Genomic DNA, 26,346 nt, shown 5'->3' on the forward strand with positions numbered 1-26,346 from the left:
CGGAGTGGAACCGCGCATTCAATGCGTCTCTGTCTATTTATAGGCAGGGGCGCATTTTTTATTTGTCCTAGCAAGGACGACATACTAAAGCGGGATTCTTTCGTATACACATGCGCCTTGCGCATAAGGAGGAGTAAATACGATGTTCAAGAGGATGAAGGAGGATATCCGGTGCATCTTCGATCAGGACCCGGCAGCCCGCAGCGCGGCGGAAGTAGTGCTGACATATTCGGGACTTCATGCAATATGGGCGCACCGCATCGCTCACGCATTATATAAGAGGAATATGCTGTTCCTGGCCCGGGCCGTCTCGCAGATCAGCCGGTTCTTTACGGGCATTGAAATACATCCTGGCGCACAGATTGGCCGCCGTCTTTTCATCGACCACGGCATGGGCATCGTGATCGGGGAAACATGTGAAATCGGTGACGATGTGACGTTGTATCAAGGCGTCACACTTGGGGGAACGGGCAAGGAGAAAGGCAAGCGCCATCCGACGCTCGGCAACAATGTCCTTGTCGCGTCTGGCGCCAAGGTGCTAGGTAACATCCTGATCGGCGACAACAGTAAAGTCGGGGCCGGGTCTGTCGTCCTGAAAGACGTGCCTGATAATTCCACGGTCGTCGGCATACCCGGAAAAGTCGTCATCTCAAACGGTGTGCGAGTGAAGCAAAAGCTGGATCATCATAAGTTGCCGGATCCGGTAGGTGATGTATGCAATTCTTTGCAAGAGGAGATCAACCAATTGAAACTGCGGCTTGCTGAGCTGGAGAGAAAGGAAGGGGATCGTTATGACCATTCAAATCTTTAATACATTGTCCCGCAAGAAAGAGCCTTTCATTCCGATGGAGGAAGGGAAAGTGAAAATGTATGTATGCGGACCGACCGTCTACAACTACATCCATATCGGGAACGCCCGCCCGGTCATCGTATTCGATACTGTAAGGCGCTATCTGGAATACCGGGGCTATGATGTGACGTATGTCTCGAATTTCACGGATGTCGATGACAAAATCATCAAGACAGCGAATGAGCTGGGAGAAGAAGTGGGTGAACTGACCGACCGTTTCATCAATGCGTATTTTGAAGATGTCGGTGCCCTTGGCTGCGCGAAGGCGGATGTCCACCCGCGGGTGACGGAACATATCGATGACATTATTGCGTTCATCGAAGTGCTGATCGACAAAGGCTATGCGTATGAATCGGGCGGTGATGTGTATTACCGCACGCGGAAATTCGACAGCTACGGCGGCCTGTCGCACCAATCGGTCGATGAACTGAAAGTCGGCGCGCGGATTGAACAGAGCGACATCAAAGAGGATGCACTGGATTTCGCGCTTTGGAAAGCGGCGAAAGAAGGCGAGATCTCTTGGAGCAGTCCGTGGGGCCCTGGCCGTCCTGGCTGGCATATCGAATGCTCTGTGATGGCGCGGGAGCATCTCGGCGATACGATCGACATCCATGCGGGAGGCCAGGACCTGACCTTCCCCCATCATGAAAATGAGATCGCCCAATCGGAAGCGATGACAGGGGAGCCATTTGCCCGCTACTGGATGCACAATGGGTATATCAATATCGATAATGAAAAAATGTCGAAATCGCTCGGAAACTTCATTCTTGTCAACGATATCCGCAAGCAGATCGATCCGCAGGTGCTCCGCTTCTTCATGCTGTCTGTCCATTACCGGCATCCGATCAATTTCTCGCAGGCGCTCGTGGAAAGCGCTGCGAATGCTCTGGAGCGGATCCGGACAGCGTACCGGAATGTACAGCACCGCTTGGCCGCTTCCGCTGGGCTTGGCGATCAGGAGGATATCTGGTTCCACAAGATCGATGAGCAGCGGACCGCATTTGAGACGGCGATGGATGATGATTTCAATACTGCAAATGGCATGGCGGCAATCTTTGAGCTTGTCAGCCTTGCGAATATCTATTTGCGAGAAAAAAATACGGAAGCGAGTGTCTTGACGCGGTTCCTTGAGACGTTCGACGCGCTGATGGGCGTTCTGGGCATCCCTTTCCAAGACGAAGAGGAACTTGCGGGCAGTGATATCGAGGCGCTGATCGAGGAGCGGCTGGAAGCGAGACGGAACAGGGATTTTGCAAGGGCGGATGAAATACGTGACGACTTGAAAGCAAAAGGCATCATCCTTGAGGACACAGCGCAAGGCACACGCTGGAAGAGAGGGTGACGCGCCTTGGCTGAATTACGGAATATCGACGTTAAACAACTGAATGCCCTGGCCCTCGCCTATATGGGCGACGCGGTTTACGAGCAGGCGATACGTGAACGCCTGCTCCGCTCGGGCCGGGTCAAACCGAATACGCTTCACCGGGAAGCGACCAAGTATGTATCAGCGAAGGCGCAGGCCGCGGCCGTTAAAACGATGCAGCAATCAGGGTTCCTGTCCGAAGAGGAAGAGGCGGTCCTGCGAAGGGGAAGGAATGCGAAGTCGGGATCAGTACCGAAAAACACGGATGTGATCACCTATAATTATAGCTCTGGTTTTGAAGCGGTCATCGGCTATCTGTACTTGCTCGGCCGGCACGACCGCGTCAGGGAATTCATCGCGAAGACGATCGAAATTGTGGAGCAACCGAAGGAGGAGGCGAAATGACGATGCAAGAGACGGAAATGATCGGAGGTAAGAACCCTGTCGCGGAAGCACTGCGCTCCGGCAGGGAATTGAACAAGATTTGGATCGCGGAAGGGCTTAATAAAAAGAGCATCGGGGAAATCCTCTCTTTGGCGAAACAGGGCGGAATCGTCGTGCAAGAAGTACCGAAGAAAAAACTGGACACCATGCTGGACGTCAACCATCAAGGAATCGTCGCCTCTGTCGCTGCGTACAGCTACGCGGAGCTGGATGATGTATTCGCACTTGCCAAATCGCGAGGGGAAGATCCATTCATCCTCGTGCTGGATGAACTGGAAGACCCTCATAATCTTGGATCGATCCTCCGGACTGCGGATGCGACGGGCGTCCATGGCATCATCATACCCAAACGCCGGTCTGTCGGACTTACCGGGGTGGTGGCAAAAGCTTCGACCGGCGCCATCGAGCATGTCCCTGTCGTACGGGTGAACAATCTGTCGCAAACTGTCGAAGAATTGAAGAAGGCTGGTGTCTGGATCGCCGGAACAGACGCTGCAGCGAAAGTCGACTATCGCAAGATGGATGCGACGCTGCCGCTAGCGGTCATCATCGGCAGCGAAGGGAAAGGGATGTCGCGGATCTTGCGTGATAAATGCGATTTCCTCTATTCGCTTCCGATGGTTGGACATGTCACGTCGCTCAATGCATCTGTCGCCGCTTCCCTGCTCATGTATGAAGTGCTCCGGAACCGGCGCCCGTAGATGACGAGCCATGAAGAGGGACATACTGCTCGTCGACGGATACAACATCATAGGTGCCTGGCCGGAACTGCAACAGCTGAAAAATGAGCGGCTGGCGGATGCGCGTGACCGCCTGATTGAGCGGATGGCAGAGTACCAGGCCCATACTGGCTGGAAAGTCATCGTCCTGTTCGATGCGCATCTTGTACCCGGCATCGAAAAGAAAAAGCGGAAATTCAAGATCGAAGTCATTTTTACGCGTGAGAACGAAACCGCCGACGAGCGGATTGAAAAGCTGGTCGCCGAGCTGAGCGGCCGGCGCGTGCAAATCCATGTCGCGACATCGGACCGTACCGAACAGTGGGTCATTTTCGCACAAGGGGCCCTTCGGAAGTCTGCACGGGAACTAGAAATTGAGATGAATGAAATCGATAAAAAGATTGCTTCCCAGGTGAAGGAAATCCAGGAGCAGCGCCCGTTTTCCAAGATTCAGCTGACCGATGAGGTGGCGGAAATATTTGAAAAATGGCGTCGGGGGATGAAATGAACGGTTGACGCAAAAATTTTCCATACGCTATACTGGGTGAAACGGCAACGACGAATCGGGGGTGGGGGCAATGTTGGCACAAATGTGTGTTCAAGATAGGGAAATGGATTACAACAGTCGCACCGATGAAGAGATTGTAGAGCTGATCCGGGCTGGCGGGACAGATGCGCTTGATTATTTAATTACAAAATACCAGTCTTTTGTAAGAATGAAAGCACGCTCTTATTTCATGATGGGGGGAGATCGTGAAGATATTGTCCAGGAAGGGATGATCGGTCTCTACAAAGCGATCAGGGATTTCAAGGGCGATAGGTTAAGCTCATTCAAGGCGTTTGCGGAACTATGCATCACAAGGCAAATCATCACGGCGATCAAAACTGCCACGCGGCAAAAGCATATCCCGCTCAACACATCGGTCTCCTTGGACAAGCCCGTCTATGACGAGGAACAAAACAGGACGCTGCTCGATGTGATTGCCGGGTCCACGCTGGACGATCCCGAAGACTTGATCATCCACAAAGAGGATCACTTCCTGATGGAAGAGGAGATCAACAAGGTGCTGAGCGGTCTTGAGAAACAAGTGCTCTCGCTTTATCTGGAAGGGCAGACATACCAGGAAATATCGGATGAATTGAACCGCCAGGTGAAGTCGGTCGACAACGCCCTCCAGCGCATCAAGCGTAAACTGGAGCGGCATATGCAGCCTGCAGGAATGCGGTGATCCATGGTGAACCACCCTGTAAATGTTTTTCCATCATGTTGACAAAGGGAATGGCAAATGGTACTCTTTAGCAAGGCATGAACAAAAGAATATCAGGTGGTAAGATGTCAAAAAAATTAGTCTTAAGCTGTGAGCAGTGCGGTACGCGGAATTATTCCGTTCCGAAAGGGGCACATGATCCGGCCAAGCGATTGACAGTGAAGAAATATTGCAAGCATTGCAATGCACATACAACACATAAACAAACCGTTTGAAATCTCTTTTTGTGAAGCAATTTTAGTTCGGAGGGTTACGTTGCGATGGGGAATATAACCGGATTTTTTAAAGACGTTGTCTCGGAAATGAGAAAAGTAAGCTGGCCGAAACGCAAGCAGCTGACACGCTACACGATCGTAGTCATCGTGACTGTCGTATTCATGGCAGTATATTTCGGTCTGGTCGATCTGGGCATTTCAGAAGTGATGGAATGGTATTTTGCGCTATAATAAGGCAGTATGAATATCTCGTTGAAAATATCCCGTCTGCTTGAAGGAACGGGTTTTTTCATTTGATTAAAAAAAGGAGGGACGGACACTCAGTCCTCGTTATGGAGATGGAGAAAAATTGGTATGTCGTCCACACGTATTCCGGCTATGAAAACAAAGTCAAAGCCAATCTGGAAAAACGTGTAGAGACAATGGGTATGCAAGATAAGATCTTCCGTGTCGTCATCCCTGAAGAACAGGAGACTGACTTTAAAGACGGCAAGAAGCGGACTGTGATGAAGAAGACATTCCCGGGCTATGTGCTTGTGGAACTGGTCATGACAGATGATTCGTGGTATGTTGTGCGGAACACGCCTGGAGTCACGGGATTCATCGGCTCTTCGGGCGGAGGGGCTAAACCGACACCGCTTCTTCCTGAAGAAGTGGATTTCATATTGCGCCAGATGGGCATGAAGGAGCGCAAGACGGAAGTCGACTTTGCGATTGGAGAAATGATCGAAGTCCTCGAAGGGCCGTTCGCGCATTTCCAAGGAAAAGTCGAAGAGATCGATACCGACAAAGGCAAAGTGAAAGTGTCCGTCGACATGTTCGGGCGCGAGACGATCATGGAACTCGACTACGACCAAGTGGAGAAAATGCAATAAGCCTTTGAGTGACGGGCTTCATTTGCGCTAAAATCCGCCTATGACGCGGGAAGCGAAAAAACTTCTTTATATTTTAGCCAGATACTTGCAAATCGCACATGGAAGTGGTATCATTTCAAAGGTCAGACTACATTTCGATAGTCTGAACGGATTAACCAATTCTACCGGCGAAAAGCCGGCAGGCACATATTGAGTGGGAGGGGCAACCCAATTACCACATCACGGACTTAAGGAGGTGTGTCTCGTGGCTAAAAAAGTGACGAAAGTTGTTAAATTGCAAATCCCTGCAGGTAAAGCCAACCCGGCTCCGCCAGTTGGACCGGCGCTAGGTCAAGCAGGTGTCAACATCATGGGATTCTGTAAGGACTTCAACGCACGTACAGCAGATCAGGCAGGTTTGATCATCCCTGTTGAAATAACTGTATTTGAAGACCGTTCATTTACGTTTATTACAAAAACTCCGCCAGCAGCAGTCTTGCTGAAGGTTGCAGCGAAAGTTCAAAAAGGTTCTGGTGAGCCGAACAAGAAAAAAGTTGCAACTGTGAAGCGCGACCAGGTTCGCGATATCGCAGAACAGAAAATGCAAGATCTAAACGCAGCATCTGTTGAAGCGGCGATGGCAATGGTTGAAGGTACTGCTCGCAGTATGGGAATCACGATCGAAGACTGATCCCGGATAGCGACTGGTTTTGTAAGTGGGGGTTGCGCTTGTTCATATGAACACGCAACCCTTATTCGTGGGAGGTTCAATCCGTTAAAACCACAATGAGGAGGAAATACAAATGGCTAAAAGAGGTAAAAAGTTCACTGAAGCTGCAAAACTTGTAGACCGTACAACAACATACGACTACAAAGAAGCGATCGAACTTGCGAAAAAGACAAGCACGGTCAATTTTGACGCGACAGTTGAAGTTGCATTCCGCCTAGGAATCGACACTCGTAAGAACGACCAGCAAATCCGCGGGGCAGTCGTGCTACCGAACGGTACTGGTAAAACACAACGCGTCCTCGTATTCGCAAAAGGCGAAAAAGCGAAGGAAGCGGAAGCTGCTGGCGCTGACTTTGTCGGCGACACTGACTACATCAACAAGATCCAGCAGGGCTGGTTCGAATTCGATGTAATCGTAGCGACTCCTGACATGATGGGTGAAGTCGGTAAGATCGGCCGTGTACTCGGACCAAAAGGTCTTATGCCAAACCCTAAAACAGGAACTGTGACATTTGACGTCACTAAAGCTGTTCAAGAGATCAAAGCTGGTAAAGTGGAATACCGTGCTGACAAAGCTGGTATCATCCATGCGCCAATCGGAAAAGCTTCGTTTGACAACGAGAAGTTGGAACAGAACTTCACGACTGTATTCGAAACAATCCAAAAAGCGAAGCCTGCAGCTGCAAAAGGAACGTACATGAAGTCCGTCAACGTGACGACTACTATGGGACCTGCAGTGAAAATCGATCCTTCTTCAGTTGTGATCAAATAATTATTGACAAGCGAAGAATCTTCGTGTAAGATATCGTTTGTGTGAAATATATCATTTGTACCGTAGACAGCAGGGGCCTTAGCGCTTAATGATCCTGCCGAGGACAAGACGCTCTTTCTTTAAAGATGACGACTTTTCTGCCCTCGTGTCTATGCTCGCATGGACCGAGGGCTTTTCGTATGGTATAAATGACTCCCCAATTTCATTAGGAGGTGTCAAGATGAGCAAAGTATTAGAAGCGAAACAAGCGGTTGTAGATGAGATTTCAGGTAAATTGAAATCAGCTGCATCGGTTGTCGTTGTCGACTATCGCGGTCTGAACGTCAGCCAAGTGACTGAACTTCGTAAACAGCTTCGTGAAGCAGGCATCGATTTCAAAGTGTACAAGAACACGATGGCTCGCCGTGCTGCTGAAGTTGCTGGTTTTGAAGGATTGAACGAACACTTGACAGGACCGAATGCGATCGCATTCTCGACTGAAGACGTCGTGGCTCCTGCTAAAATCCTCAACGACTTCGCAAAGAAAAACGAAGCCCTTGAAATCAAAGCAGGTATCATCGAAGGCAATGTAGCGTCTGTAGAAGACGTGAAGGCACTAGCGGAACTTCCATCCCGCGAAGGCTTGCTTTCCATGCTACTCAGCGTACTTCAAGCACCAATGCGCAACTTCGCGCTTGCAACAAAAGCTGTTGCCGAGCAAAAAGAAGAGCAAGGCGCATAATTGCAAGAGATCAGCCTGATCAAAGGCTGACGGGGTGACCCGCCCATTAAAACAAATTTAGGAGGAACCTATAATGACTAAAGAACAAATCCTTGACGCAATTAAAGAAATGACAGTTCTTGAGCTTAACGACCTTGTTAAAGCAATCGAAGAAGAATTTGGCGTAACTGCTGCTGCTCCTGTAGCAATGGTAGGCGGCGCTGGCGCTGGTGAAGCTGCTGCTGAGCAAACAGAATTCGACGTAATTCTTGCTTCTGCTGGCGGAGAGAAAATCAAAGTCATCAAAGCTGTCCGCGAAATCACTGGTCTTGGCTTGAAAGAAGCAAAAGAACTAGTTGACAACGCTCCTAAAGCAGTTAAAGAAGGCGTTTCTAAAGAAGAAGCTGAAGAAATGAAAGCGAAACTTGAAGAAGTTGGCGCTGGCGTAGAACTTAAGTAATTTGAATACGGGGGAAAAGCTCGTCTTTGGACGGGCTTTTCTTCGTTTTTTTATATCTGCGTGCGTAAAGGAATGGATTAAACAGTTCAGGAGGATGTGTATGTCGGAGCATTACTACTCAAAGACTCCTAGTGCTAAAAGTGACCCGAAAGAGTGGAAAACGGAGATTCGCGGAAAATCCCTGCGGTTCAAGACGGATGCTGGCGTATTCAGCAAAGGGGAATTGGATTTCGGTTCACGTCTGCTTGCGGAGTCCTTTGCGTTGCCTGAGGTCCCGGGAGATCTTCTTGATGTCGGATGCGGGTATGGCCCGATCGGATTGTCAATCGCCGCATCTTTTCCAGATCGGAGCGTCCATATGGTGGATGTGAATGAAAGAGCGCTAGGGTTAGCAAAGGCAAACAGCGTCTCGAATGGGATAGGAAATACGGAGATTTACCAGAGTGACGCACTTGCGGGCGTATCGGCGGAACAGTTTGCCGCAGTTTTGACAAATCCCCCTATCCGGGCGGGAAAAGAGACGGTGTTCAGAATTTACGAAGGGGCGTATGAGAAGCTTGCGGATGGCGGAGAGTTATGGGTGGTCATTCAGAAGAAGCAAGGTGCGCCTTCTACGATGGCAAAGCTTGAAAGCTTGTTCGGCAATGTGGAGACAGCAGCGAAAAGCCGGGGATACTTCATTCTCAAGTCAAAAAAAGGTTGACCTGACTGCCCAGTTGTGGTAGCATTAAAAAATGCATAAATTATTATAATGCGGTCGTGTGCCCTTTTGCATAAGCAGTGGCAAAGATAGGCATACTGGCAATGGATAAAAGATTGTGAAACCGAAAATGAGGTCTTGCCGGAACTCGTTTTCTTTTTGTTTTTTCGATATCATACACCATTTTTATGATTTCGCAAAGAACTAATATTGTTTGAGGGGTGAAAGAGTTGACAGGTCATTTAGTTCAGTATGGTCAACACCGTCAGCGCAGAAGTTTCGCGCGGATCAACGAAGTTCTTGAGCTGCCGAATCTGATTGAGATTCAGACGGCTTCTTATGAATGGTTCTTGGAGGAAGGATTGCGCGAAATGTTCCACGACATTTCTCCGATCCAGGACTTCACAGGGAATCTTTCGTTGGAATTCGTCGATTATCAACTCGGCGAGCCGAAATACCCTGTCGATGAATCGAAAGAGCGCGACGTGACGTATGCGGCACCGCTCCGCGTCAAAGTCCGCTTGCACAACAAAGAAACAGAAGAAGTGAAAGAACAGGACGTTTTCATGGGTGATTTCCCGCTCATGACGGAAAACGGAACGTTCATCATCAACGGTGCGGAACGGGTCATCGTATCCCAGCTCGTCCGGTCGCCTAGCGTTTATTACAGCGATAAGACGGACAAGAACGGAAAGCGCGGATTTTCGGCTACCGTCATCCCGAATCGCGGTGCATGGCTTGAATATGAGACGGATGCTAAGGATGTCGTTCACGTACGGATCGACCGGACCCGTAAATTGCCGGTCACTGTTCTGCTGCGTGCGCTAGGCTTCTCAACCGATCAGGAAATCATCGACCTGCTTGGTGATAACGAATACCTGCGAAACACACTTGAAAAAGACAACACCGAAAACTCGGAAAAGGCGCTTCTAGAGATTTATGAACGTCTGCGTCCGGGTGAACCGCCGACAGTCGAAAGCGCCAAGAGCCTTCTGTTCTCCCGTTTCTTTGATGCGAAACGGTATGACCTTGCGAACGTAGGACGTTACAAGATGAACAAAAAGCTTCATCTTCAGAACCGCCTGTTCAACCAGACAGTTGCAGAGACTCTTGTCGATCCGGAAACAGGAGAAATCCTTCTGGAGAAAGACCAGCTGATCGACCGCCGTACGCTTGACCGGTTATTGCCGCACCTAAGCAAAGGCATCGGCGTTGAAGAGATTTCCCACGTCGGCGGTGTGCTGGAAGATGACATTACGATCCAGACGATCAAGATCTATGCCCCGAAAAGCGAAGACAAGCAAGTCATCAACGTAATTTCAAACGCAGAGATCGATGAATCGGTAAAGCATGTCACACCAGCTGATATCGTCGCATCCATCAGCTATTTCTTCAACTTGCTGCACGGCGTCGGAAACACGGATGATATCGACCACCTCGGAAACCGTCGTCTGCGTTCGGTCGGTGAATTGCTTCAGAACCAGTTCCGCATCGGTCTTTCCCGGATGGAACGTGTGGTGAAAGAGCGTATGTCCATCAACGACACTCAATCGCTCGTACCGCAGCAACTGATCAATATCCGGCCTGTGATCGCATCGATCAAGGAGTTCTTCGGAAGCTCCCAGCTTTCGCAGTTCATGGACCAGACGAACCCGCTTGCCGAATTGACGCACAAGCGCCGTCTGTCCGCTCTCGGACCTGGTGGTTTGACGCGTGAGCGTGCGGGCATGGAAGTCCGGGACGTCCACTATTCCCACTATGGCCGTATGTGTCCGATCGAGACGCCGGAAGGCCCGAACATCGGGTTGATCAACTCGCTGTCGACTTTCGCGCGCGTCAACAAGTTCGGTTTCATCGAAACTCCATACCGGAGAGTGGATCCTGAAACACACCGCGTCACAGAACATATCGACTATCTGACTGCAGATATCGAGGATAACTATGTAGTCGCACAAGCGAACGCGCCGCTCAACGAAGACGGCACGTACACGAATGAAGAAGTTGTCGGCCGTTTCCAAGGTGACAACACGGTCTTCAAACGTGAGCAGATCGACTACATGGACGTTTCCCCGAAACAGGTCGTGTCGGCTGCGACAGCTTGTATTCCGTTCCTTGAGAACGATGACTCGAACCGTGCCCTCATGGGTGCGAACATGCAGCGGCAGGCTGTGCCTCTGCTCAATCCGGAGGCGCCTTTTGTAGGCACTGGGATGGAGCACGTATCAGCCCGTGACTCAGGTGCCGCGGTACTCGCGAAGTTCGACGGCATCGTGGAACATGTCGAAGCGAAAGAAGTGCGGGTGCGCCGCATTGAAACAATTGACGGTAAAGAGGTGAAGGGTGACCTTACTGTGTACCGTCTGGAGAATTTCATCCGTTCCAACCAAGGAACTTGCTATAACCAGCGTCCGATTGTCAAAGTGGGAGACCGTGTTAAACCGCGTGACATCCTAGCTGACGGACCGTCGATGGAACAAGGCGAACTTGCCCTTGGCCGGAACGTCCTCGTCGGCTTCATGACATGGGACGGCTATAACTACGAGGATGCCATCATCATGAGTGAGCGCCTCGTGAAGGATGACGTGTTCACGTCCATCCATATCGAGGAATACGAATCTGAAGCCCGTGATACGAAGCTTGGGCCTGAAGAGATCACGCGTGATATTCCGAACGTCGGGGAAGATGCCCTTCGCAACCTGGACGACCGCGGAATCATCCGTGTCGGTGCCGAAGTGCGCGACGGTGACATCCTTGTCGGTAAAGTGACGCCAAAAGGGGTTACTGAATTGACGGCGGAAGAGCGCCTCTTGCATGCGATCTTCGGCGAAAAGGCGCGTGAAGTCCGTGATACATCCCTCCGTGTGCCTCACGGTGCGGGCGGTATCGTACTTGACGTGAAAGTGTTCAACCGTGAAGACGGAGACGAATTGCCGCCGGGCGTGAACCAGCTAGTGCGTGCATACATCGTCCAAAAACGTAAGATCTCAGTCGGTGACAAAATGGCGGGACGCCACGGTAACAAAGGGGTCATCTCCCGCATCTTGCCTGAAGCTGATATGCCATATTTGCCGGACGGCACACCGATCGATGTCATGTTGAATCCGCTGGGCGTACCTTCCCGTATGAATATCGGACAGGTGCTTGAACTGCACCTCGGCATGGCAGCGCGCAATCTCGGTGTCCATATGGCTTCACCGGTATTTGACGGAGCGAACGAAGAAGATGTGTGGGATACGATGGAAGAGTCAGGTATGAACCGTGACGGAAAAACCGTTCTTTACGATGGCCGCTCAGGCGAGCCGTTCGATAACCGGGTATCCGTCGGCGTCATGTACATGATCAAACTCGCCCACATGGTCGACGACAAACTCCACGCCCGTTCTACGGGACCATACTCCCTCGTCACGCAGCAGCCGCTCGGCGGAAAAGCCCAGTTCGGCGGACAGCGTTTCGGAGAGATGGAAGTATGGGCGCTTGAAGCATACGGAGCCGCCTATACATTGCAAGAGATCTTGACTGTGAAATCTGATGACGTCGTGGGCCGTGTAAAAACATACGAAGCGATCGTCAAAGGACAAAGTGTGCCGCAGCCTGGCGTTCCTGAATCATTCAAAGTATTGATCAAGGAATTGCAGAGCCTCGGACTCGATGTCAAAATGCTGACGGACGAATTTGAAGAGATTGAAATGAGGGATCTCGACGAAGAGGACGATATGCAGCCGACTGATGCATTGAATCTCATGACAGAAGATCAGCCTGTCTGATCAAAAGAGCTTGGAACAGAGGCCTGGACCTGCCTTCATGGATTTTCGGCAGGGGGCCTTTGTGCAAGCCGCTGATAATGGAACCATCGCGGAGATAAGACTAAAGGGAGGTAGGCTCCTTGATAGATGTTAATAATTTTGAGTATATGAAAATCGGTCTCGCTTCACCTGATAAGATCCGTTCCTGGTCCTACGGAGAAGTGAAGAAGCCGGAAACAATCAACTACCGTACATTGAAGCCGGAGAAGGATGGCTTGTTCTGCGAGCGGATTTTCGGACCTACGAAGGACTGGGAGTGCCATTGCGGCAAATACAAGCGCGTCCGGTATAAAGGCGTTGTCTGTGATCGATGCGGAGTTGAAGTGACGCGCCAAAAAGTGCGCCGGGAACGGATGGGCCATATCGAGCTGGCTGCTCCTGTTACGCATATCTGGTATTTCAAAGGGATTCCGAGCCGTATGGGACTCATCCTCGACATGACACCGCGTGCGCTGGAAGAAATCATTTATTTCGCGTCCTACGTTGTCGTCGATCCTGCTGATACACCGCTTGAGCGCAAGCAACTGCTTTCCGAAAAGGAATACAGACTGTACCGTGAAAAATACGGCAGCAAGTTCCAGGCTCTTATGGGTGCGGAAGCGATCGAACAGCTCTTGCGTGCGATCGATCTCGACAAAGAGACAGAAATGCTGAAAGAAGAATTGAAGACGGTTCAAGGACAGCGACGCACACGTGCGATCCGCCGTCTTGAAGTTGTGGAAGCTTTCCGTAATTCAGGCAACCGCCCAGAGTGGATGGTGCTTGAAGTGCTTCCTGTCATCCCGCCTGAATTGCGTCCGATGGTACAGCTCGACGGAGGACGATTTGCGACTTCCGACTTGAATGACCTGTACCGCCGCGTCATCAACCGTAACAACCGGCTTAAGCGTCTGCTGGACCTTGGAGCTCCTGGCATCATCGTTCAGAACGAAAAACGGATGCTTCAGGAAGCAGTCGATGCGCTCGTTGATAACGGACGCCGCGGACGCCCAGTAACAGGACCGGGTAACCGTCCTTTGAAATCCCTCTCCCATATGCTGAAAGGGAAGCAGGGCCGTTTCCGTCAGAACTTGCTCGGTAAACGTGTTGACTACTCAGGCCGTTCCGTTATCGTCGTCGGTCCGAACTTGAAGATGTACCAGTGCGGATTGCCGAAAGAAATGGCGATTGAGCTATTCAAGCCGTTTGTCATGAAAGAGCTTGTTGAACGCGGACTCGCCCATAACATCAAGAGTGCGAAACGCAAAATCGAGCGCCTTCATTCCGAAGTGTGGGATGTACTGGAAGAGGTCATCAAGGAACATCCAGTCTTGCTGAACCGCGCCCCTACTCTTCACCGCCTCGGTATCCAGGCATTTGAGCCGATGCTTGTTGAAGGCCGCGCCATTCAGCTTCACCCGCTCGTCTGTACGGCATATAACGCCGACTTCGACGGTGACCAGATGGCGGTCCACGTACCGCTTTCAGCTGAAGCGCAGGCAGAAGCCCGTCTTCTCATGCTCGCAGCGCAGAACATCTTGAATCCGAAAGATGGAAAACCGGTCGTTACACCATCACAGGATATGGTTCTCGGCAACTATTACTTGACGCTTGAAAGGAAAGGCGCGCCGGGCGAAGGAACGATCTTCAGCAGCATGGAAGAGGCACTCATCGCTTATCAGACAGGGCATGTCCATCTCCATACAAGGGTCGCGATCAAAGCGGGCACATTGCAGAATCCTACCTTCACGGAAGAGCAGAACAACAAATTGCTCCTCACGACAGTCGGCAAGCTGATTTTCAATGAAATCCTGCCGGAATCGTTCCCGTTCATCAATGAGCCGACAAGCCATAACTTGCAAGAGGAAACACCGGATAAATACTTCCTCGACGGCACTGAAAACGTCAAGGAATACTTCGAACAGACAGAACTGGTCAAGCCGTTTATCAAGAAGTTCCTCGGAAACATCATCGCCGAGATCTTCAAGAGATTCCATATTACCGAGACATCGAAAATGCTAGACCGCATGAAGAATCTCGGATTCAAATACTCGACTCGCGCAGGTATTACGGTCGGTATCTCGGATATCGTCGTCCTTCCGAACAAGGAAGAGATCCTGCAAGACGCACAAAGCAAAGTGGATAAGGTGACCCAGCAATTCCGCCGGGGTCTTATTACGGAAGAAGAACGTTATGACCGTGTCATTTCGTACTGGAGCCATGCGAAAGATGAGATCCAGGACCGATTGATGGGATCCCTTGAAAATACGAACCCGATCTACATGATGAGCGACTCGGGCGCCCGGGGTAACGCATCCAACTTCACGCAGCTTGCGGGAATGCGCGGACTCATGGCGAACCCGGCAGGACGCATCATCGAACTTCCGATCAAGTCCTCGTTCCGTGAGGGTCTGACAGTCCTCGAGTACTTCATCTCGACTCACGGTGCGCGTAAAGGACTTGCGGATACGGCGCTGAAGACAGCCGACTCCGGTTACTTGACACGCCGTCTTGTAGACGTAGCGCAAGATGTCATCGTCCGCGAAGACGACTGTGGAACTGACAGAGGCCTTGAAATCTCGGCACTCATGGAAGGTACGGAAGTCATCGAGACACTTGAAGAGCGGATTGAAGGACGTCATGCGAAGAAGACGATCCGTCATCCGGAGACGAATGAAGTCATCGTGGAGAGAGACGAATTGATCACGGCTGATCTTGCTCGCTTGGTAATCGATGCGGGTATTGAGAAAGTCACAATCCGTTCTGCATTCACATGTAACACGAAACACGGCGTTTGTAAGAAGTGCTACGGCATCAACCTGGCAACAGGTGAAACGGTCGAAGTCGGTGAAGCGGTCGGTATTATCGCCGCCCAATCGATCGGAGAACCGGGAACCCAGCTGACGATGCGTACATTCCATACAGGCGGTGTAGCAGGAGACGATATTACATCAGGTCTTCCGCGTATCCAGGAGATTTTTGAGGCGAGGAATCCGAAAGGTCAAGCCGTCATCTCAGAAATCGACGGGGAAGTCGTTGAAATCGATGAAATCCGTGAAGGGCAGAAGGAAGTCACTGTCCAGGGTGATGTTGAGACACGCAAATATCTGGCTCCGTACAATGCCCGCCTGAAAGTGGACATCGGCGACCGGATCGGACGCGGGGGAAGCATCACGGAAGGTTCCATCGATCCGAAAGAATTGATTGTCGTGAAAGATGTAGCGACTGTCCAGGAATACTTGCTGAAAGAAGTGCAGAAAGTATACCGGATGCAAGGTGTTGAGATCGGCGATAAGCACGTGGAAGTCATGGTCCGCCAGATGCTGCGCAAGGTGCGAGTCATCGAAGCGGGAGATACGGACTTGCTGCCTGGATCGCTTCTTGATATCCATCAATTCTTCGAAGCGAACGCAGTCGTGCTGAAGGGCGGCAAAGTGCCGGCTACCGCACGCCCTGTGATCCTCGGTATTACAAAAGCTTCCCTTGAGACAGAATCATTCTTGTCCGCCGCATCATTCCAGGAGACAACACGTGTCCTTACAGATGCAGCAATCAAAGGGAAGACGGATGAGCTTCTCGGCCTCAAGGAGAATGTCATCATCGGTAAACTTGTTCCTGCAGGTACGGGCATGCAGCGCTACCGCCATATCGAAATGGAACAGGAAGGTAAAACAGACGAAGCGGGCGAAAAAGTTTCTGTAGAATAAGGAAACTGCCGCCTGGTTCACCATAATAGCAAGAGGATTGCCGAGAGGGAGCCGGCTGGATGGCCGGTTCCTATCAAGGCATCCATTTTTTCTGCTTTTAGCGGGAAAGTTGTTGACAGTTCTCGTTGCAGGTGGTAATATACAAAAGGTTGATAGTTGAATGTCTGGTACTTTGGAGGATATGTATATGTCTTACGATAAAGTCAAGCAGGCAAAGAAAACAATCATCGGTATAAAGCAAACAGTGAAAGCGATCAGGGCAGGGGCAGCGATGGAAATCATCATTGCATCCGACGCCGATGTGAAACTCACCACACCGGTCATCCGGGAAGCTGAAATTCATGACATTCCTATCATATATGTCGAGTCGAAAGAGATGCTCGGCGAATCATGCGGAATCGAAGTTGGAACTGCTGCGGTTGCGATTGCTCGTTATTAGTTTTTGCGCTCTTGTGCGCGAAGACTTTGTTTTTACCTTAAAAATGAACCACCTGGATGTGTGGTCTTAAAAAAGAGTAATGAAAGGAGGAAATATCCGATGCCTACAATTAACCAATTGGTCCGCAAACCACGTAAATCGAAAGTTTCCGGATCTAAATCACCGGCTCTCGGAAAAAGCTACAACAGCTTCAAAAAGTCGATGACAAACGTCAATTCGCCACAAAAACGAGGTGTGTGCACGCGTGTCGGCACGATGACACCGAAGAAGCCGAACTCGGCCCTTCGTAAATATGCTCGTGTCCGCTTGACAAACACTCTCGAAGTGAACGCGTATATCCCAGGTGAAGGCCACAACCTTCAAGAGCACAGCGTCGTGTTGATCCGCGGCGGACGTGTAAAAGACTTACCGGGTGTCCGTTACCATATCGTCCGTGGTGCGCTTGATACTGCTGGTGTTACTGGCCGTATGCAAAGCCGTTCCCAATACGGTGCGAAAAAGCCAAAAGAAAAGAAAAGCTGATTATAGAGAATCGATCATTCTGAAAGGAGGAACACAACATGCCTCGTAAAGGTCCTGTTGCGAAACGCGACGTATTGCCGGATCCAATTTATAACTCGAAGCTTGTCACTCGTCTCATCAACAAAATGATGGTTGACGGTAAAAAAGGTACATCTCAAAAAATCCTATATGGTGCGTTCGAACTCATCAAGGAACGGTCTGGAAACGACCCTCTAGAAGTATTCGAAGCTGCACTTAACAACGTAATGCCAGTTCTTGAAGTACGTGCACGCCGCGTAGGTGGCGCGAACTATCAAGTACCAGTAGAAGTACGCCCTGAGCGCCGTACGACTCTTGGCCTTCGTTACCTAGTGAACTACTCCCGTACACGCGGAGAGAAGACAATGGAAGAACGTCTTGCGAACGAAATCCTGGACGCTTCCAACAACACAGGTGCTTCTGTGAAACGTCGTGAAGAAATGCACAAGATGGCTGAAGCGAACAAAGCATTCGCTCACTATCGCTGGTAAGATCCGACGGTTTCTGACACCACAATCCAGAGTGGAAGGAGATAGACAATATGGCTAGGGAGTTCTCCTTAGAGAATACTCGTAACATTGGTATCATGGCTCACATCGATGCCGGTAAAACGACGACAACGGAACGGATCCTTTTCTATACTGGTAAAATCCACAAAATCGGAGAAACGCACGAAGGTGCTTCTCAAATGGACTGGATGGAGCAGGAGCAAGAGCGTGGTATCACGATCACATCTGCTGCGACAACAGCAGCATGGAAAGGCCACCGTGTCAACATCATCGATACTCCTGGACACGTAGACTTCACAGTTGAAGTTGAACGTTCCCTTCGTGTACTTGATGGTGCGGTAACAGTTCTTGACGCTCAATCAGGCGTAGAACCACAAACCGAAACAGTATGGCGCCAAGCGACAACATATGGCGTACCACGTATTGTATTCGTCAACAAGATGGACAAGACAGGTGCGGACTTCCTTTATTCCGTAAAAACCCTTCATGACCGTCTTCAAGCGAATGCACACCCGATCCAGTTGCCAATCGGCGCTGAGGACAATTTCCGCGGCATCATCGACCTTGTAGAAATGAAGGCGACAATGTACGGTAATGACCTTGGAACTGACACAACTGTTGAGGATATCCCTGAGGAATTCCGCGCTGATGCAGAGGAATACCGTGAAAAGCTTATCGAAGCTATCGTAGATTTCGATGAAGATCTCATGGAAAAATACCTTGGCGGTGAAGAGCTCACTGTTGAAGAAATCAAAACAGCAATCCGTAAAGCGACACTAGCGGTAGAATTCTATCCAGTCGTTTGCGGTACTGCTTTCAAAAACAAAGGTGTCCAGCTAGTTCTTGACGCTGTCGTCGACTACTTGCCTGCACCGACAGATATCGCTTCCATGAACGGTATCAACCCTGATACAGAAGAAGAAGAAGAGCGCCATGCAAGTGACGAAGAGCCATTCTCGGCACTAGCGTTCAAAGTAATGACTGACCCTTACGTCGGTAAACTTACATTCTTCCGTGTGTATTCAGGTGTTCTCCAGTCTGGTTCTTACGTACAGAACTCTACAAAAGGCAAGCGTGAGCGTGTAGGACGTATCCTGCAGATGCACGCGAACAGCCGTGAAGAGATCAGCGAAGTCCATGCTGGTGAAATCGCAGCAGCGGTTGGTTTGAAAGACACAACAACTGGTGATACACTTTGCGATGAAAAAGCGCCAATCATTCTTGAGTCTATGGAATTCCCTGAGCCGGTTATCTCGGTTGCAATCGAACCGAAAACAAAAGGCGACCAGGACAAAATGGGTACTGCCCTTGCGAAATTGCAAGAAGAAGACCCTACATTCCGTGCGCACACTGACCAAGAAACAGGCGAAGTCATCATCGCTGGTATGGGTGAACTTCACCTTGACATCATTGTTGACCGCTTGAAGCGTGAGTTCAAAGTAGAAGCAAACGTAGGTGCACCACAGGTATCCTATCGTGAGACATTCCGCAGCGCTGCGGAAGTCGAAGGTAAGTTCGTCCGCCAATCCGGTGGTCGTGGTCAATACGGTCACGTTTGGATCGAGTTCGCTCCAAACGAAGAAGGCAAAGGCTTTGAATTCGTTAACGGCATCGTCGGCGGTGTAGTTCCTCGTGAATACATTCCGTCGGTTGAAGCAGGTCTTCGTGACTCACTAAACAATGGTGTCCTTGCGGGCTATCCATTGATCGACGTGAAAGCACGCCTCTTCGACGGTTCATACCACGACGTCGACTCCAACGAAATGGCGTTCAAGATCGCCGCTTCGATGGCACTTAAAAACGCAGCAGCAAAATGTAACCCTGTCCTTCTTGAGCCTATGATGAAAGTAGAAGTCATCATTCCTGAAGAGTACATGGGCGACATCATGGGTGACATCACGTCACGCCGTGGCCGCGTTGAAGGTATGGAAGCTCGCGGTAATGCACAAGTTGTCCGCGCGATGGTTCCACTTGCAGAAATGTTCGGCTATGCGACATCGCTTCGTTCGAACACGCAAGGCCGCGGTGTATTCTCCATGGTGTTCGATCACTATGAAGATGTACCGAAATCCATCTCTGAAGAAGTCATCAAAAAAAATAAAGGTCAATAATTGAATTGAACCTTGTTTCTACAGTAAATTACTTGTAAGATATGGGTAGTTGGAGGGGGCCCCCTCCAGCACCTATGCTTATATAAAAAATTCACTTACATTTAAGGGAGGAACTCCAAAATGGCTAAAGAAAAATTCGACCGCTCCAAGGAGCATGCTAACATTGGTACAATCGGTCACGTTGACCATGGTAAAACAACTTTGACTGCTGCGATCGCAACAGTTCTTTCGAAAAAAATGGGTGGAGAAGCGAAATCTTACGCTGACGTTGATAACGCTCCAGAAGAAAAAGAGCGTGGAATCACAATCAACACATCCCACATCGAATATGAAACTGAAAAGCGTCACTATGCACACGTTGACTGCCCAGGACACGCTGACTACGTTAAGAACATGATCACTGGTGCGGCTCAAATGGACGGCGGTATCCTAGTAGTATCTGCTGCTGACGGCCCAATGCCACAAACTCGTGAGCACATCCTTCTTTCTCGTCAAGTAGGTGTTCCTTACCTTGTTGTATTCATGAACAAATGTGACATGGTAGACGACGAAGAACTTCTTGAACTAGTAGAAATGGAGATCCGTGATCTTCTTTCTGAATACGAATTCCCTGGCGATGACCTACCAGTTATCAAAGGTTCTGCTTTGAAAGCTCTTGAAGGCGACGAAGCATGGGAAGAGAAAATCGTTGAGCTTATGGCTGCAGTCGATGAGTACATCCCAACACCACCACGTGACACTGACAAGCCGTTCATGATGCCTGTCGAGGACGTATTCTCGATCACTGGTCGTGGTACAGTTGCAACTGGCCGTGTTGAGCGTGGACAAGTTAAAGTCGGTGACGTAGTTGAAATCATCGGTTTGACTGAAGAACCAAAATCTACAACTGTAACAGGTGTAGAAATGTTCCGTAAGCTTCTTGACTATGCAGAAGCTGGAGACAACATCGGTGCACTTCTTCGTGGTGTAGCACGTGAAGACATCGAGCGTGGACAAGTTCTTGCAAAGCCAGGTTCGATCACTCCACACACTAAATTCAAGTCTGAAGTATACGTTCTTTCAAAAGAAGAAGGCGGACGTCACACTCCATTCTTCTCGAACTACCGTCCACAGTTCTACTTCCGTACAACTGACGTAACTGGAATCATCACACTTCCAGAAGGCGTTGAGATGGTAATGCCTGGAGACAACGTTGAAATGACTGTAGAATTGATCTCTCCAATCGCGATTGAAGAAGGAACTAAGTTCTCAATCCGTGAAGGTGGACGTACAGTAGGCGCTGGCGTTGTTGCTACAATCGAAAAGTAATTAGTACTACCTGATTGCAATCATGAAAATCCCGACCTGACGAGGCCGGGATTTTTCATTTTCTATGAATACATATATATGGATAATAAATAGGGAGACTAAGAGCTGTCCGGTTAAACGGCAGACCGATAGTTTAGGCAGCCGGCCTGATCTGTTTAGCTGGAGGACCGACCGATTAGCCAGCGGAACGATCGGTTTGTCGGCCGCAACGACCGATTAGCCAGCGGAGTGATCTGTTTAGCTGCTGGAGCGATCGGTTTAGCCGATGGAACGACCGATTAGCCAGTGGAGTGATCTGTTTAGCTGGAGGAACGACCGATTAGTCAGCGGAGTGATCTATTTAGCCGACGGACCGACCGATTAGGCAGCGGAGTGATCCGTTTAGCCGCCAGACCGACCGATTAGGCAGCGGACCGATTCGTTTAGCTGCTAGAGTGATCGGTTTAGCCGATGGAACGATTGATTAGTCAGCGGAGTGATCCGTTTAGCCGCCAGAACGACCGATTAGCCAGCGGACCGATTCGTTTAGCTGCTAGAGCGATCTGTTTAGCCGATGGAACGATTGATTAGTCAGCGGAGTGATTCGTTTATCAGCCGGAGCGATCGAATAAGCATCCGAGTGATCCGTTTAGCTGCCGCAACGACCGATTAGCCAGCGGAGTGATCTATTTAGCCGGCGGACCGACCGATTAGCCAGCGGAGTGATCCATTTATCAGCCGGAGCGATCGAATAAGCATCCGAGTGATCCGTTTAGCTGCCGCAACGACCGATTAGCCAGCGGAGTGATCTATTTAGCCGGCGGACCGACCGATTAGGCAGTGGAGTGATCGGTTTAGCCGACGGATCGACCGATTAGGCAGTGGAGTGATCCTTTTAGCCGCCAGAACGACCGATTAGGCAGCGGAACGATCGGTTTAGCCGCCAGACCGACCGATTAGTCAGCGGAGTGATCCGTTTATCAGCCGCAACGACCGATTAGCCAGCGGAGTGATCTGTTTAGCCGCCAGACCGACCGATTAGTCAGCGGAGTGATCCGTTTATCAGCCGGAGCGATCGAATAAGCATCCGAGTGATCCGTTTAGCTGCCGCAACGACCGATTAGCCAGCGGAACGATTCGTTTAGCTGCCAGTACGACTGTTTACTGAAGATGAACATCCGTTAGACATGGTGAACACCTACTATTAGAAAGCCCCGCAGGAGTTGCACAAGCAATGTCCGTCTACCCATCTATATGCTCCAGGCTGCCAAAGCCAGGGACCGTCCGTATCGCCAGCGTCAGGACAGCCGATTACAATTAAATAGAGAAAACTCGTTTAACAGGCCAAACGTTCAATTGCCCACTCTATATCAACCCGCACAAACCTGTCAATCACCATTGCGGATCCCTTACGACAGTCCCACACGCCTAAATGCACAGCATCATCCGCTTGCCAGGCAGGCACTCTTCTATATCAGACATAACCACACAACCACAACATATATAACGCCACAAAAAACATATTCCCATATCTATGGATAGGACTTGATTAAAATGCCGTGCGCATATATAATAATCAAGGCCGGAGAAAAACTTTTTTCCGTAAAAGACTTGCAGAAACCTATATCCTTATGTATAATGTTGAATGTTGGTCTTTGACTGCGATGAAGCGGGAGGTTGCCGACACGCCCGGCCGCTTTGCCATGGCGCGCGTGTGGGAAATTTCCGTGGAGAACTGTCTAGAAAATAGGCGAAAAGGAGGGAAAATAATGGCAAAACAAAAGATCCGTATCCGTTTGAAAGCATATGATCACAGAATCCTTGATCAGTCAGCTGAAAAGATCGTTGAAACTGCAAAGCGTTCAGGTGCTAGCGTGTCAGGTCCGATTCCGCTTCCAACCGAGCGTTCTGTCTACACGATCCTTCGTGCGGTACATAAGTACAAAGATTCGCGCGAACAATTCGAAATGCGTACGCATAAGCGTTTGATCGATATCGTCAATCCGACACCACAAACTGTCGATGCATTGATGAAGCTCGACTTGCCTTCAGGCGTTGACATCGAAATCAAATTGTAATTCTTGAAAATAAAAATCAAACAATCAGGAGGTGTGACAAATGACCAAAGGAATCTTAGGAAGAAAAGTCGGTATGACGCAAATCTTTGCTGAAAACGGCGACTTGATCCCAGTGACTGTGATTGAGGCTGCTCCAAACGTTGTTCTTCAAAAGAAGACAGCTGAAACGGACGGCTACGAAGCAATCCAGCTCGGATTCGAAGACAAACGTGAAAAGCTTGCGAACAAACCTGAAAAAGGACACGTCGCGAAAGCTCAAACGGCTCCTAAGCGCTTCATTCGCGAATTCCGCGGAGATGTGGCTGGGTATGAAGTTGGTCAGGAAGTCAAAGTTGACGCATTCGCTGAAGGCGACATCGTCGATATTACAGGAGTATCTAAAGGGAAAGGTTTCCAAGGTGTTATCAAGCGCCACGGACACTCCCGCGGGCCAATGAGCCACGGTTCCCGTTTCCACCGTGCACCAGGTTCACTAGGTGCGGTTGACGGACAGCGTGTATTCAAAGGCATGAAGTTGCCAGGACGTACTGGCGGCAAAACAATCACGATCCAAAACCTTGAAATCGTACGAGTTGACGCTGAGCGTAACTTGTTGCTAGTTAAAGGTAACGTTCCAGGAGCTCGCAAATCACTTGTTCAAGTTAAAGCGGCTATCAAAGGGAACTAATCACTGAAGGAAGGAGGAAATCAGAATGCCTAAAGTATCCGTACTAAATCAAACAGGCGCTTCAGTCGGCGATATCGAATTGAACGAATCCATCTTTGGAATCGAGCCGAACCAAGCTGTCCTATTTGAAGCATTGGTTCAACAGCGTGCTTCTTTGCGCCAAGGGAACCACAAAGTAAAAACTCGTGCTGAAGTGGCTGGCGGTGGCCGTAAGCCATGGAGACAAAAAGGAACTGGCCGTGCGCGCCAAGGTTCAATCCGTTCGCCACAATGGCGTGGAGGCGGTATTGTATTCGGACCAAACCCAAGAAGCTACAGCTACAAGCTTCCTAAGAAAGTCCGCCGCTTGGCTCTTCGTTCTGCGCTTTCCACGAAAGTCCGCGAAGAAGAGATCATCGTATTGGAAGGCCTAGCTTTCGATGCACCAAAAACGAAGGAATTCGTAAAAGTGCTTGAAAACCTTTCAATCAACAAGAAAGCATTGTTTGTAACAGCTGATCTAGATGAAACAGTAGCATTGTCTGCTCGTAACATCCCAGGAGTAAGCGTCGTTACAGCAAACGGCATCAACGTACTTGACCTTGTTGGACACGACAAGCTTGTCATCACAAAAGGTGCCATCGAAAAAATCGAGGAGGTGCTTGGTTAATGGAAGCACGTGATGTGTTGAAGCGTCCGGTCATTACCGAGCGTACTTCTGAACAAATGGAATTAAAAAAATACACTTTCGAAGTTGATACACGTGCGAACAAAACTCACGTGAAACAAGCGATCGAAGAAATCTTCGGCGTGAAAGTGGAAAAAGTCAACGTGCAGAACTACAAAGGTAAGTTCAAGCGTATGGGCAAGCATGCTGGTTACACAAACAAGCGCCGCAAAGCGATTGTCACGCTAACAGCAGACTCCAAAGACATCGAACTATTTGAAATGTAATTTAACGCAACTAAACGAAGGAGGGAACACCAATGGCGATTAAGAAATACAAACCTACCTCCAACGGACGTCGTAACATGACTAGCTCGGACTTCTCTGCAATCACTACAGACAAGCCGGAAAAATCATTGCTTACACCGCTTAAACGCAAAGGCGGCCGTAACAACCAAGGTAGGATGACTGTTCGTCACCAAGGTGGAGGCCACAAGCGCCAATACCGTGTCATCGACTTCCAACGCCGGAAAGATGGCATTCCAGGACGCGTTGCTACGATCGAATACGATCCAAACCGTTCTGCGAACATCGCATTGATCAACTATGTAGACGGAGAAAAACGCTACATTCTTGCACCTAAAGGTCTTGAAGTGGGCATGACTATCATGTCTGGACCGGAAGCGGATATCCGCGTAGGTAACGCTCTTCCACTTGAAAACATTCCGATGGGTTCTACAATCCACAACATCGAATTGAAGCCAGGCAAAGGCGGCCAATTGGTCCGTTCTGCTGGAACTTCTGCACAGCTTCTAGGCCGTGAAGGCAAGTACGTTATCATCCGCTTGCAATCCGGTGAAGTCCGCATGGTTCTATCCACTTGCCGCGCAACAATCGGTCAAGTCGGAAACGAACAGCACGAATTGATCAACATCGGTAAAGCAGGTCGTTCACGCTGGTTAGGCAAGCGCCCGACTGTACGCGGATCTGTCATGAACCCGAACGATCACCCGCATGGTGGTGGTGAAGGACGTACACCAATCGGCCGTCCAAGCCCAGTTACACCTTGGGGCAAGCCAGCTCTTGGTTATAAGACACGTAAGAAAAACAACAAATCCGACAAACTCATCGTTCGTCGTCGTAAAAAATAATGTGATCGCACTGCGGTTCTATGAACGGACCGTAGTACAATCACGGAGGGAGGTTTCCACATGGGCCGCAGCTTGAAAAAAGGACCTTTTGCAGACGATCATCTTTTAAAGAAGGTTGACGCACAAAAGGATGCACAAAAGAAACAGGTTATCAAAACTTGGTCTCGCCGATCTACAATCTTCCCGTCTTTCATCGGTTTGACAATTGCAGTTTATGACGGACGCAAACACGTGCCTGTCTACGTGACTGAGGACATGGTTGGTCATAAATTGGGCGAATTCGTTCCAACTCGCACATACAAAGGCCATGGTGCCGACGATAAGAAAACTAAACGCTAATTTGAGAGGAGGTAAT

Annotated in this window: 27 protein-coding genes and 2 other annotated features (1 of these 29 cut by a window edge); all 27 genes read left to right on the top strand. The window is 49.8% G+C overall.

Annotated features, from left to right (window positions below; translation table 11 throughout):
* Nucleotides 1-34, top strand: a binding site (T-box leader) (it extends 193 nt beyond the left edge of the window).
* A gap of 108 nt (nt 35-142) precedes the next feature.
* The 27 genes from cysE to rpsS all read left to right on the top strand — a co-directional run bounded on the left by cysE (nt 143) and on the right by rpsS (nt 26,330).
* Nucleotides 143-811 carry a serine O-acetyltransferase gene (gene cysE, locus ACZ5FK_RS10985; protein ID WP_464804949.1) on the top strand — a complete coding sequence of 223 codons (669 nt, stop codon included), beginning with the start codon at nt 143-145 and terminating at the stop codon, nt 809-811.
* Nucleotides 792-2,192: a cysteine--tRNA ligase gene (cysS, locus tag ACZ5FK_RS10990; RefSeq protein ID WP_464804950.1), complete on the top strand. Its 1,401-nt coding sequence runs from the start codon at nt 792-794 to the stop codon at nt 2,190-2,192. The genes cysE and cysS overlap by 20 nt, the downstream gene beginning before the upstream one ends.
* Nucleotides 2,193-2,198: 6 nt before the next feature.
* Nucleotides 2,199-2,618 (top strand): Mini-ribonuclease 3, encoded by a 420-nt coding sequence (locus ACZ5FK_RS10995; protein ID WP_464804951.1) that lies wholly within the window; start codon nt 2,199-2,201, stop codon nt 2,616-2,618.
* A complete protein-coding gene (gene rlmB / locus ACZ5FK_RS11000) occupies nt 2,615-3,358 on the top strand; it encodes a 23S rRNA (guanosine(2251)-2'-O)-methyltransferase RlmB (RefSeq protein WP_464804952.1) in 744 nt (247 codons plus the stop codon). Before ACZ5FK_RS10995 ends, rlmB begins: the two co-directional genes overlap by 4 nt.
* Before the next feature lie 10 nt (nt 3,359-3,368).
* Nucleotides 3,369-3,884 carry an NYN domain-containing protein gene (locus ACZ5FK_RS11005; RefSeq protein ID WP_464804953.1) on the top strand — a complete coding sequence of 172 codons (516 nt, stop codon included), beginning with the start codon at nt 3,369-3,371 and terminating at the stop codon, nt 3,882-3,884.
* 70 nt (nt 3,885-3,954) lie between these two features.
* Nucleotides 3,955-4,605 carry an RNA polymerase sporulation sigma factor SigH gene (sigH, locus tag ACZ5FK_RS11010; RefSeq protein ID WP_464804954.1) on the top strand — a complete coding sequence of 217 codons (651 nt, stop codon included), beginning with the start codon at nt 3,955-3,957 and terminating at the stop codon, nt 4,603-4,605.
* A gap of 104 nt (nt 4,606-4,709) precedes the next feature.
* A complete protein-coding gene (rpmG, locus tag ACZ5FK_RS11015) occupies nt 4,710-4,859 on the top strand; it encodes a 50S ribosomal protein L33 (RefSeq protein WP_464804955.1) in 150 nt (49 codons plus the stop codon).
* A gap of 45 nt (nt 4,860-4,904) precedes the next feature.
* A complete protein-coding gene (gene secE / locus ACZ5FK_RS11020; protein ID WP_464804956.1) occupies nt 4,905-5,090 on the top strand; it encodes a preprotein translocase subunit SecE in 186 nt (61 codons plus the stop codon).
* A gap of 107 nt (nt 5,091-5,197) precedes the next feature.
* Nucleotides 5,198-5,734, top strand: coding sequence for a transcription termination/antitermination protein NusG (gene nusG, locus ACZ5FK_RS11025; RefSeq protein WP_464807420.1), 537 nt, complete (start codon nt 5,198-5,200; stop codon nt 5,732-5,734).
* Nucleotides 5,735-5,978: 244 nt separating this feature from the next.
* Nucleotides 5,979-6,404 carry a 50S ribosomal protein L11 gene (gene rplK, locus ACZ5FK_RS11030; protein ID WP_464804957.1) on the top strand — a complete coding sequence of 142 codons (426 nt, stop codon included), beginning with the start codon at nt 5,979-5,981 and terminating at the stop codon, nt 6,402-6,404.
* Nucleotides 6,405-6,516: 112 nt separating this feature from the next.
* A complete protein-coding gene (rplA, locus tag ACZ5FK_RS11035) occupies nt 6,517-7,215 on the top strand; it encodes a 50S ribosomal protein L1 (RefSeq protein ID WP_464804958.1) in 699 nt (232 codons plus the stop codon).
* A gap of 42 nt (nt 7,216-7,257) precedes the next feature.
* Nucleotides 7,258-7,402, top strand: a sequence feature (ribosomal protein L10 leader region).
* 33 nt (nt 7,403-7,435) lie between these two features.
* On the top strand, nt 7,436-7,936 hold the full coding sequence (rplJ, locus tag ACZ5FK_RS11040) for a 50S ribosomal protein L10 (RefSeq protein WP_464804959.1): 501 nt from the start codon (nt 7,436-7,438) through the stop codon (nt 7,934-7,936).
* Nucleotides 7,937-8,009: 73 nt separating this feature from the next.
* Nucleotides 8,010-8,375, top strand: a complete 366-nt coding sequence (gene rplL, locus ACZ5FK_RS11045; RefSeq protein ID WP_464804960.1) for a 50S ribosomal protein L7/L12 — start codon at nt 8,010-8,012, stop codon at nt 8,373-8,375.
* A 100-nt stretch (nt 8,376-8,475) separates the two neighbouring features.
* Nucleotides 8,476-9,078: a class I SAM-dependent methyltransferase gene (locus tag ACZ5FK_RS11050; protein WP_464804961.1), complete on the top strand. Its 603-nt coding sequence runs from the start codon at nt 8,476-8,478 to the stop codon at nt 9,076-9,078.
* A 218-nt stretch (nt 9,079-9,296) separates the two neighbouring features.
* Complete coding sequence (gene rpoB, locus ACZ5FK_RS11055) at nt 9,297-12,839, top strand: DNA-directed RNA polymerase subunit beta (protein ID WP_464804962.1); 3,543 nt, start codon at nt 9,297-9,299, stop codon at nt 12,837-12,839.
* 119 nt (nt 12,840-12,958) lie between these two features.
* Entirely contained in the window at nt 12,959-16,564 is a 3,606-nt protein-coding gene (gene rpoC / locus ACZ5FK_RS11060; RefSeq protein WP_464804963.1) for a DNA-directed RNA polymerase subunit beta', read from the top strand.
* 187 nt (nt 16,565-16,751) lie between these two features.
* Nucleotides 16,752-17,003, top strand: a complete 252-nt coding sequence (locus ACZ5FK_RS11065; protein ID WP_464804964.1) for a ribosomal L7Ae/L30e/S12e/Gadd45 family protein — start codon at nt 16,752-16,754, stop codon at nt 17,001-17,003.
* A 99-nt stretch (nt 17,004-17,102) separates the two neighbouring features.
* Nucleotides 17,103-17,525 carry a 30S ribosomal protein S12 gene (gene rpsL, locus ACZ5FK_RS11070; RefSeq protein ID WP_464804965.1) on the top strand — a complete coding sequence of 141 codons (423 nt, stop codon included), beginning with the start codon at nt 17,103-17,105 and terminating at the stop codon, nt 17,523-17,525.
* A gap of 38 nt (nt 17,526-17,563) precedes the next feature.
* Nucleotides 17,564-18,034 carry a 30S ribosomal protein S7 gene (gene rpsG, locus ACZ5FK_RS11075; protein ID WP_464804966.1) on the top strand — a complete coding sequence of 157 codons (471 nt, stop codon included), beginning with the start codon at nt 17,564-17,566 and terminating at the stop codon, nt 18,032-18,034.
* A 50-nt stretch (nt 18,035-18,084) separates the two neighbouring features.
* Nucleotides 18,085-20,163, top strand: a complete 2,079-nt coding sequence (gene fusA / locus ACZ5FK_RS11080) for an elongation factor G (RefSeq protein ID WP_464804967.1) — start codon at nt 18,085-18,087, stop codon at nt 20,161-20,163.
* A 120-nt stretch (nt 20,164-20,283) separates the two neighbouring features.
* Nucleotides 20,284-21,471, top strand: a complete 1,188-nt coding sequence (gene tuf / locus ACZ5FK_RS11085; protein WP_464804968.1) for an elongation factor Tu — start codon at nt 20,284-20,286, stop codon at nt 21,469-21,471.
* Nucleotides 21,472-23,219: 1,748 nt separating this feature from the next.
* Nucleotides 23,220-23,528, top strand: coding sequence for a 30S ribosomal protein S10 (gene rpsJ / locus ACZ5FK_RS11090; RefSeq protein ID WP_042478628.1), 309 nt, complete (start codon nt 23,220-23,222; stop codon nt 23,526-23,528).
* A 40-nt stretch (nt 23,529-23,568) separates the two neighbouring features.
* A complete protein-coding gene (gene rplC, locus ACZ5FK_RS11095) occupies nt 23,569-24,195 on the top strand; it encodes a 50S ribosomal protein L3 (RefSeq protein ID WP_464804969.1) in 627 nt (208 codons plus the stop codon).
* A 25-nt stretch (nt 24,196-24,220) separates the two neighbouring features.
* Nucleotides 24,221-24,844 carry a 50S ribosomal protein L4 gene (gene rplD / locus ACZ5FK_RS11100; RefSeq protein ID WP_464804970.1) on the top strand — a complete coding sequence of 208 codons (624 nt, stop codon included), beginning with the start codon at nt 24,221-24,223 and terminating at the stop codon, nt 24,842-24,844.
* Nucleotides 24,844-25,128 (top strand): 50S ribosomal protein L23, encoded by a 285-nt coding sequence (rplW, locus tag ACZ5FK_RS11105; protein ID WP_464804971.1) that lies wholly within the window; start codon nt 24,844-24,846, stop codon nt 25,126-25,128. Before rplD ends, rplW begins: the two co-directional genes overlap by 1 nt.
* 32 nt (nt 25,129-25,160) lie before the next feature.
* Nucleotides 25,161-25,991 (top strand): 50S ribosomal protein L2, encoded by an 831-nt coding sequence (gene rplB / locus ACZ5FK_RS11110; RefSeq protein WP_464804972.1) that lies wholly within the window; start codon nt 25,161-25,163, stop codon nt 25,989-25,991.
* Between the two features lie 60 nt (nt 25,992-26,051).
* The gene (gene rpsS, locus ACZ5FK_RS11115; protein ID WP_191693410.1) at nt 26,052-26,330 is read left to right on the top strand and encodes a 30S ribosomal protein S19; all 279 of its coding nucleotides are present in this window, start codon (nt 26,052-26,054) and stop codon (nt 26,328-26,330) included.
* Nucleotides 26,331-26,346 lie beyond the last annotated feature (16 nt).

The organism is Sporosarcina sp. GTC18466, assembly GCF_055389225.1.

Excerpts from the sequence above, each read along its gene's own strand:
- cysE (WP_464804949.1), top strand. The coding sequence starts at position 143 with ATGTTCAAGAGGATGAAGGAGGATATCCGGTGCATCTTCGATCAGGAC.
- cysS (WP_464804950.1), top strand. The coding sequence starts at position 792 with ATGACCATTCAAATCTTTAATACATTGTCCCGCAAGAAAGAGCCTTTC.
- rlmB (WP_464804952.1), top strand. The coding sequence starts at position 2,615 with ATGACGATGCAAGAGACGGAAATGATCGGAGGTAAGAACCCTGTCGCG.
- ACZ5FK_RS11005 (WP_464804953.1), top strand. The coding sequence starts at position 3,369 with ATGAAGAGGGACATACTGCTCGTCGACGGATACAACATCATAGGTGCC.
- sigH (WP_464804954.1), top strand. The coding sequence starts at position 3,955 with ATGTTGGCACAAATGTGTGTTCAAGATAGGGAAATGGATTACAACAGT.
- rpmG (WP_464804955.1), top strand. The coding sequence starts at position 4,710 with ATGTCAAAAAAATTAGTCTTAAGCTGTGAGCAGTGCGGTACGCGGAAT.
- secE (WP_464804956.1), top strand. The coding sequence starts at position 4,905 with ATGGGGAATATAACCGGATTTTTTAAAGACGTTGTCTCGGAAATGAGA.
- nusG (WP_464807420.1), top strand. The coding sequence starts at position 5,198 with ATGGAGAAAAATTGGTATGTCGTCCACACGTATTCCGGCTATGAAAAC.
- rplA (WP_464804958.1), top strand. The coding sequence starts at position 6,517 with ATGGCTAAAAGAGGTAAAAAGTTCACTGAAGCTGCAAAACTTGTAGAC.
- rplJ (WP_464804959.1), top strand. The coding sequence starts at position 7,436 with ATGAGCAAAGTATTAGAAGCGAAACAAGCGGTTGTAGATGAGATTTCA.
- rplL (WP_464804960.1), top strand. The coding sequence starts at position 8,010 with ATGACTAAAGAACAAATCCTTGACGCAATTAAAGAAATGACAGTTCTT.
- ACZ5FK_RS11050 (WP_464804961.1), top strand. The coding sequence starts at position 8,476 with ATGTCGGAGCATTACTACTCAAAGACTCCTAGTGCTAAAAGTGACCCG.
- ACZ5FK_RS11065 (WP_464804964.1), top strand. The coding sequence starts at position 16,752 with ATGTCTTACGATAAAGTCAAGCAGGCAAAGAAAACAATCATCGGTATA.
- rpsL (WP_464804965.1), top strand. The coding sequence starts at position 17,103 with ATGCCTACAATTAACCAATTGGTCCGCAAACCACGTAAATCGAAAGTT.
- rpsG (WP_464804966.1), top strand. The coding sequence starts at position 17,564 with ATGCCTCGTAAAGGTCCTGTTGCGAAACGCGACGTATTGCCGGATCCA.
- fusA (WP_464804967.1), top strand. The coding sequence starts at position 18,085 with ATGGCTAGGGAGTTCTCCTTAGAGAATACTCGTAACATTGGTATCATG.
- tuf (WP_464804968.1), top strand. The coding sequence starts at position 20,284 with ATGGCTAAAGAAAAATTCGACCGCTCCAAGGAGCATGCTAACATTGGT.
- rpsJ (WP_042478628.1), top strand. The coding sequence starts at position 23,220 with ATGGCAAAACAAAAGATCCGTATCCGTTTGAAAGCATATGATCACAGA.
- rplC (WP_464804969.1), top strand. The coding sequence starts at position 23,569 with ATGACCAAAGGAATCTTAGGAAGAAAAGTCGGTATGACGCAAATCTTT.
- rplD (WP_464804970.1), top strand. The coding sequence starts at position 24,221 with ATGCCTAAAGTATCCGTACTAAATCAAACAGGCGCTTCAGTCGGCGAT.
- rplW (WP_464804971.1), top strand. The coding sequence starts at position 24,844 with ATGGAAGCACGTGATGTGTTGAAGCGTCCGGTCATTACCGAGCGTACT.
- rplB (WP_464804972.1), top strand. The coding sequence starts at position 25,161 with ATGGCGATTAAGAAATACAAACCTACCTCCAACGGACGTCGTAACATG.
- rpsS (WP_191693410.1), top strand. The coding sequence starts at position 26,052 with ATGGGCCGCAGCTTGAAAAAAGGACCTTTTGCAGACGATCATCTTTTA.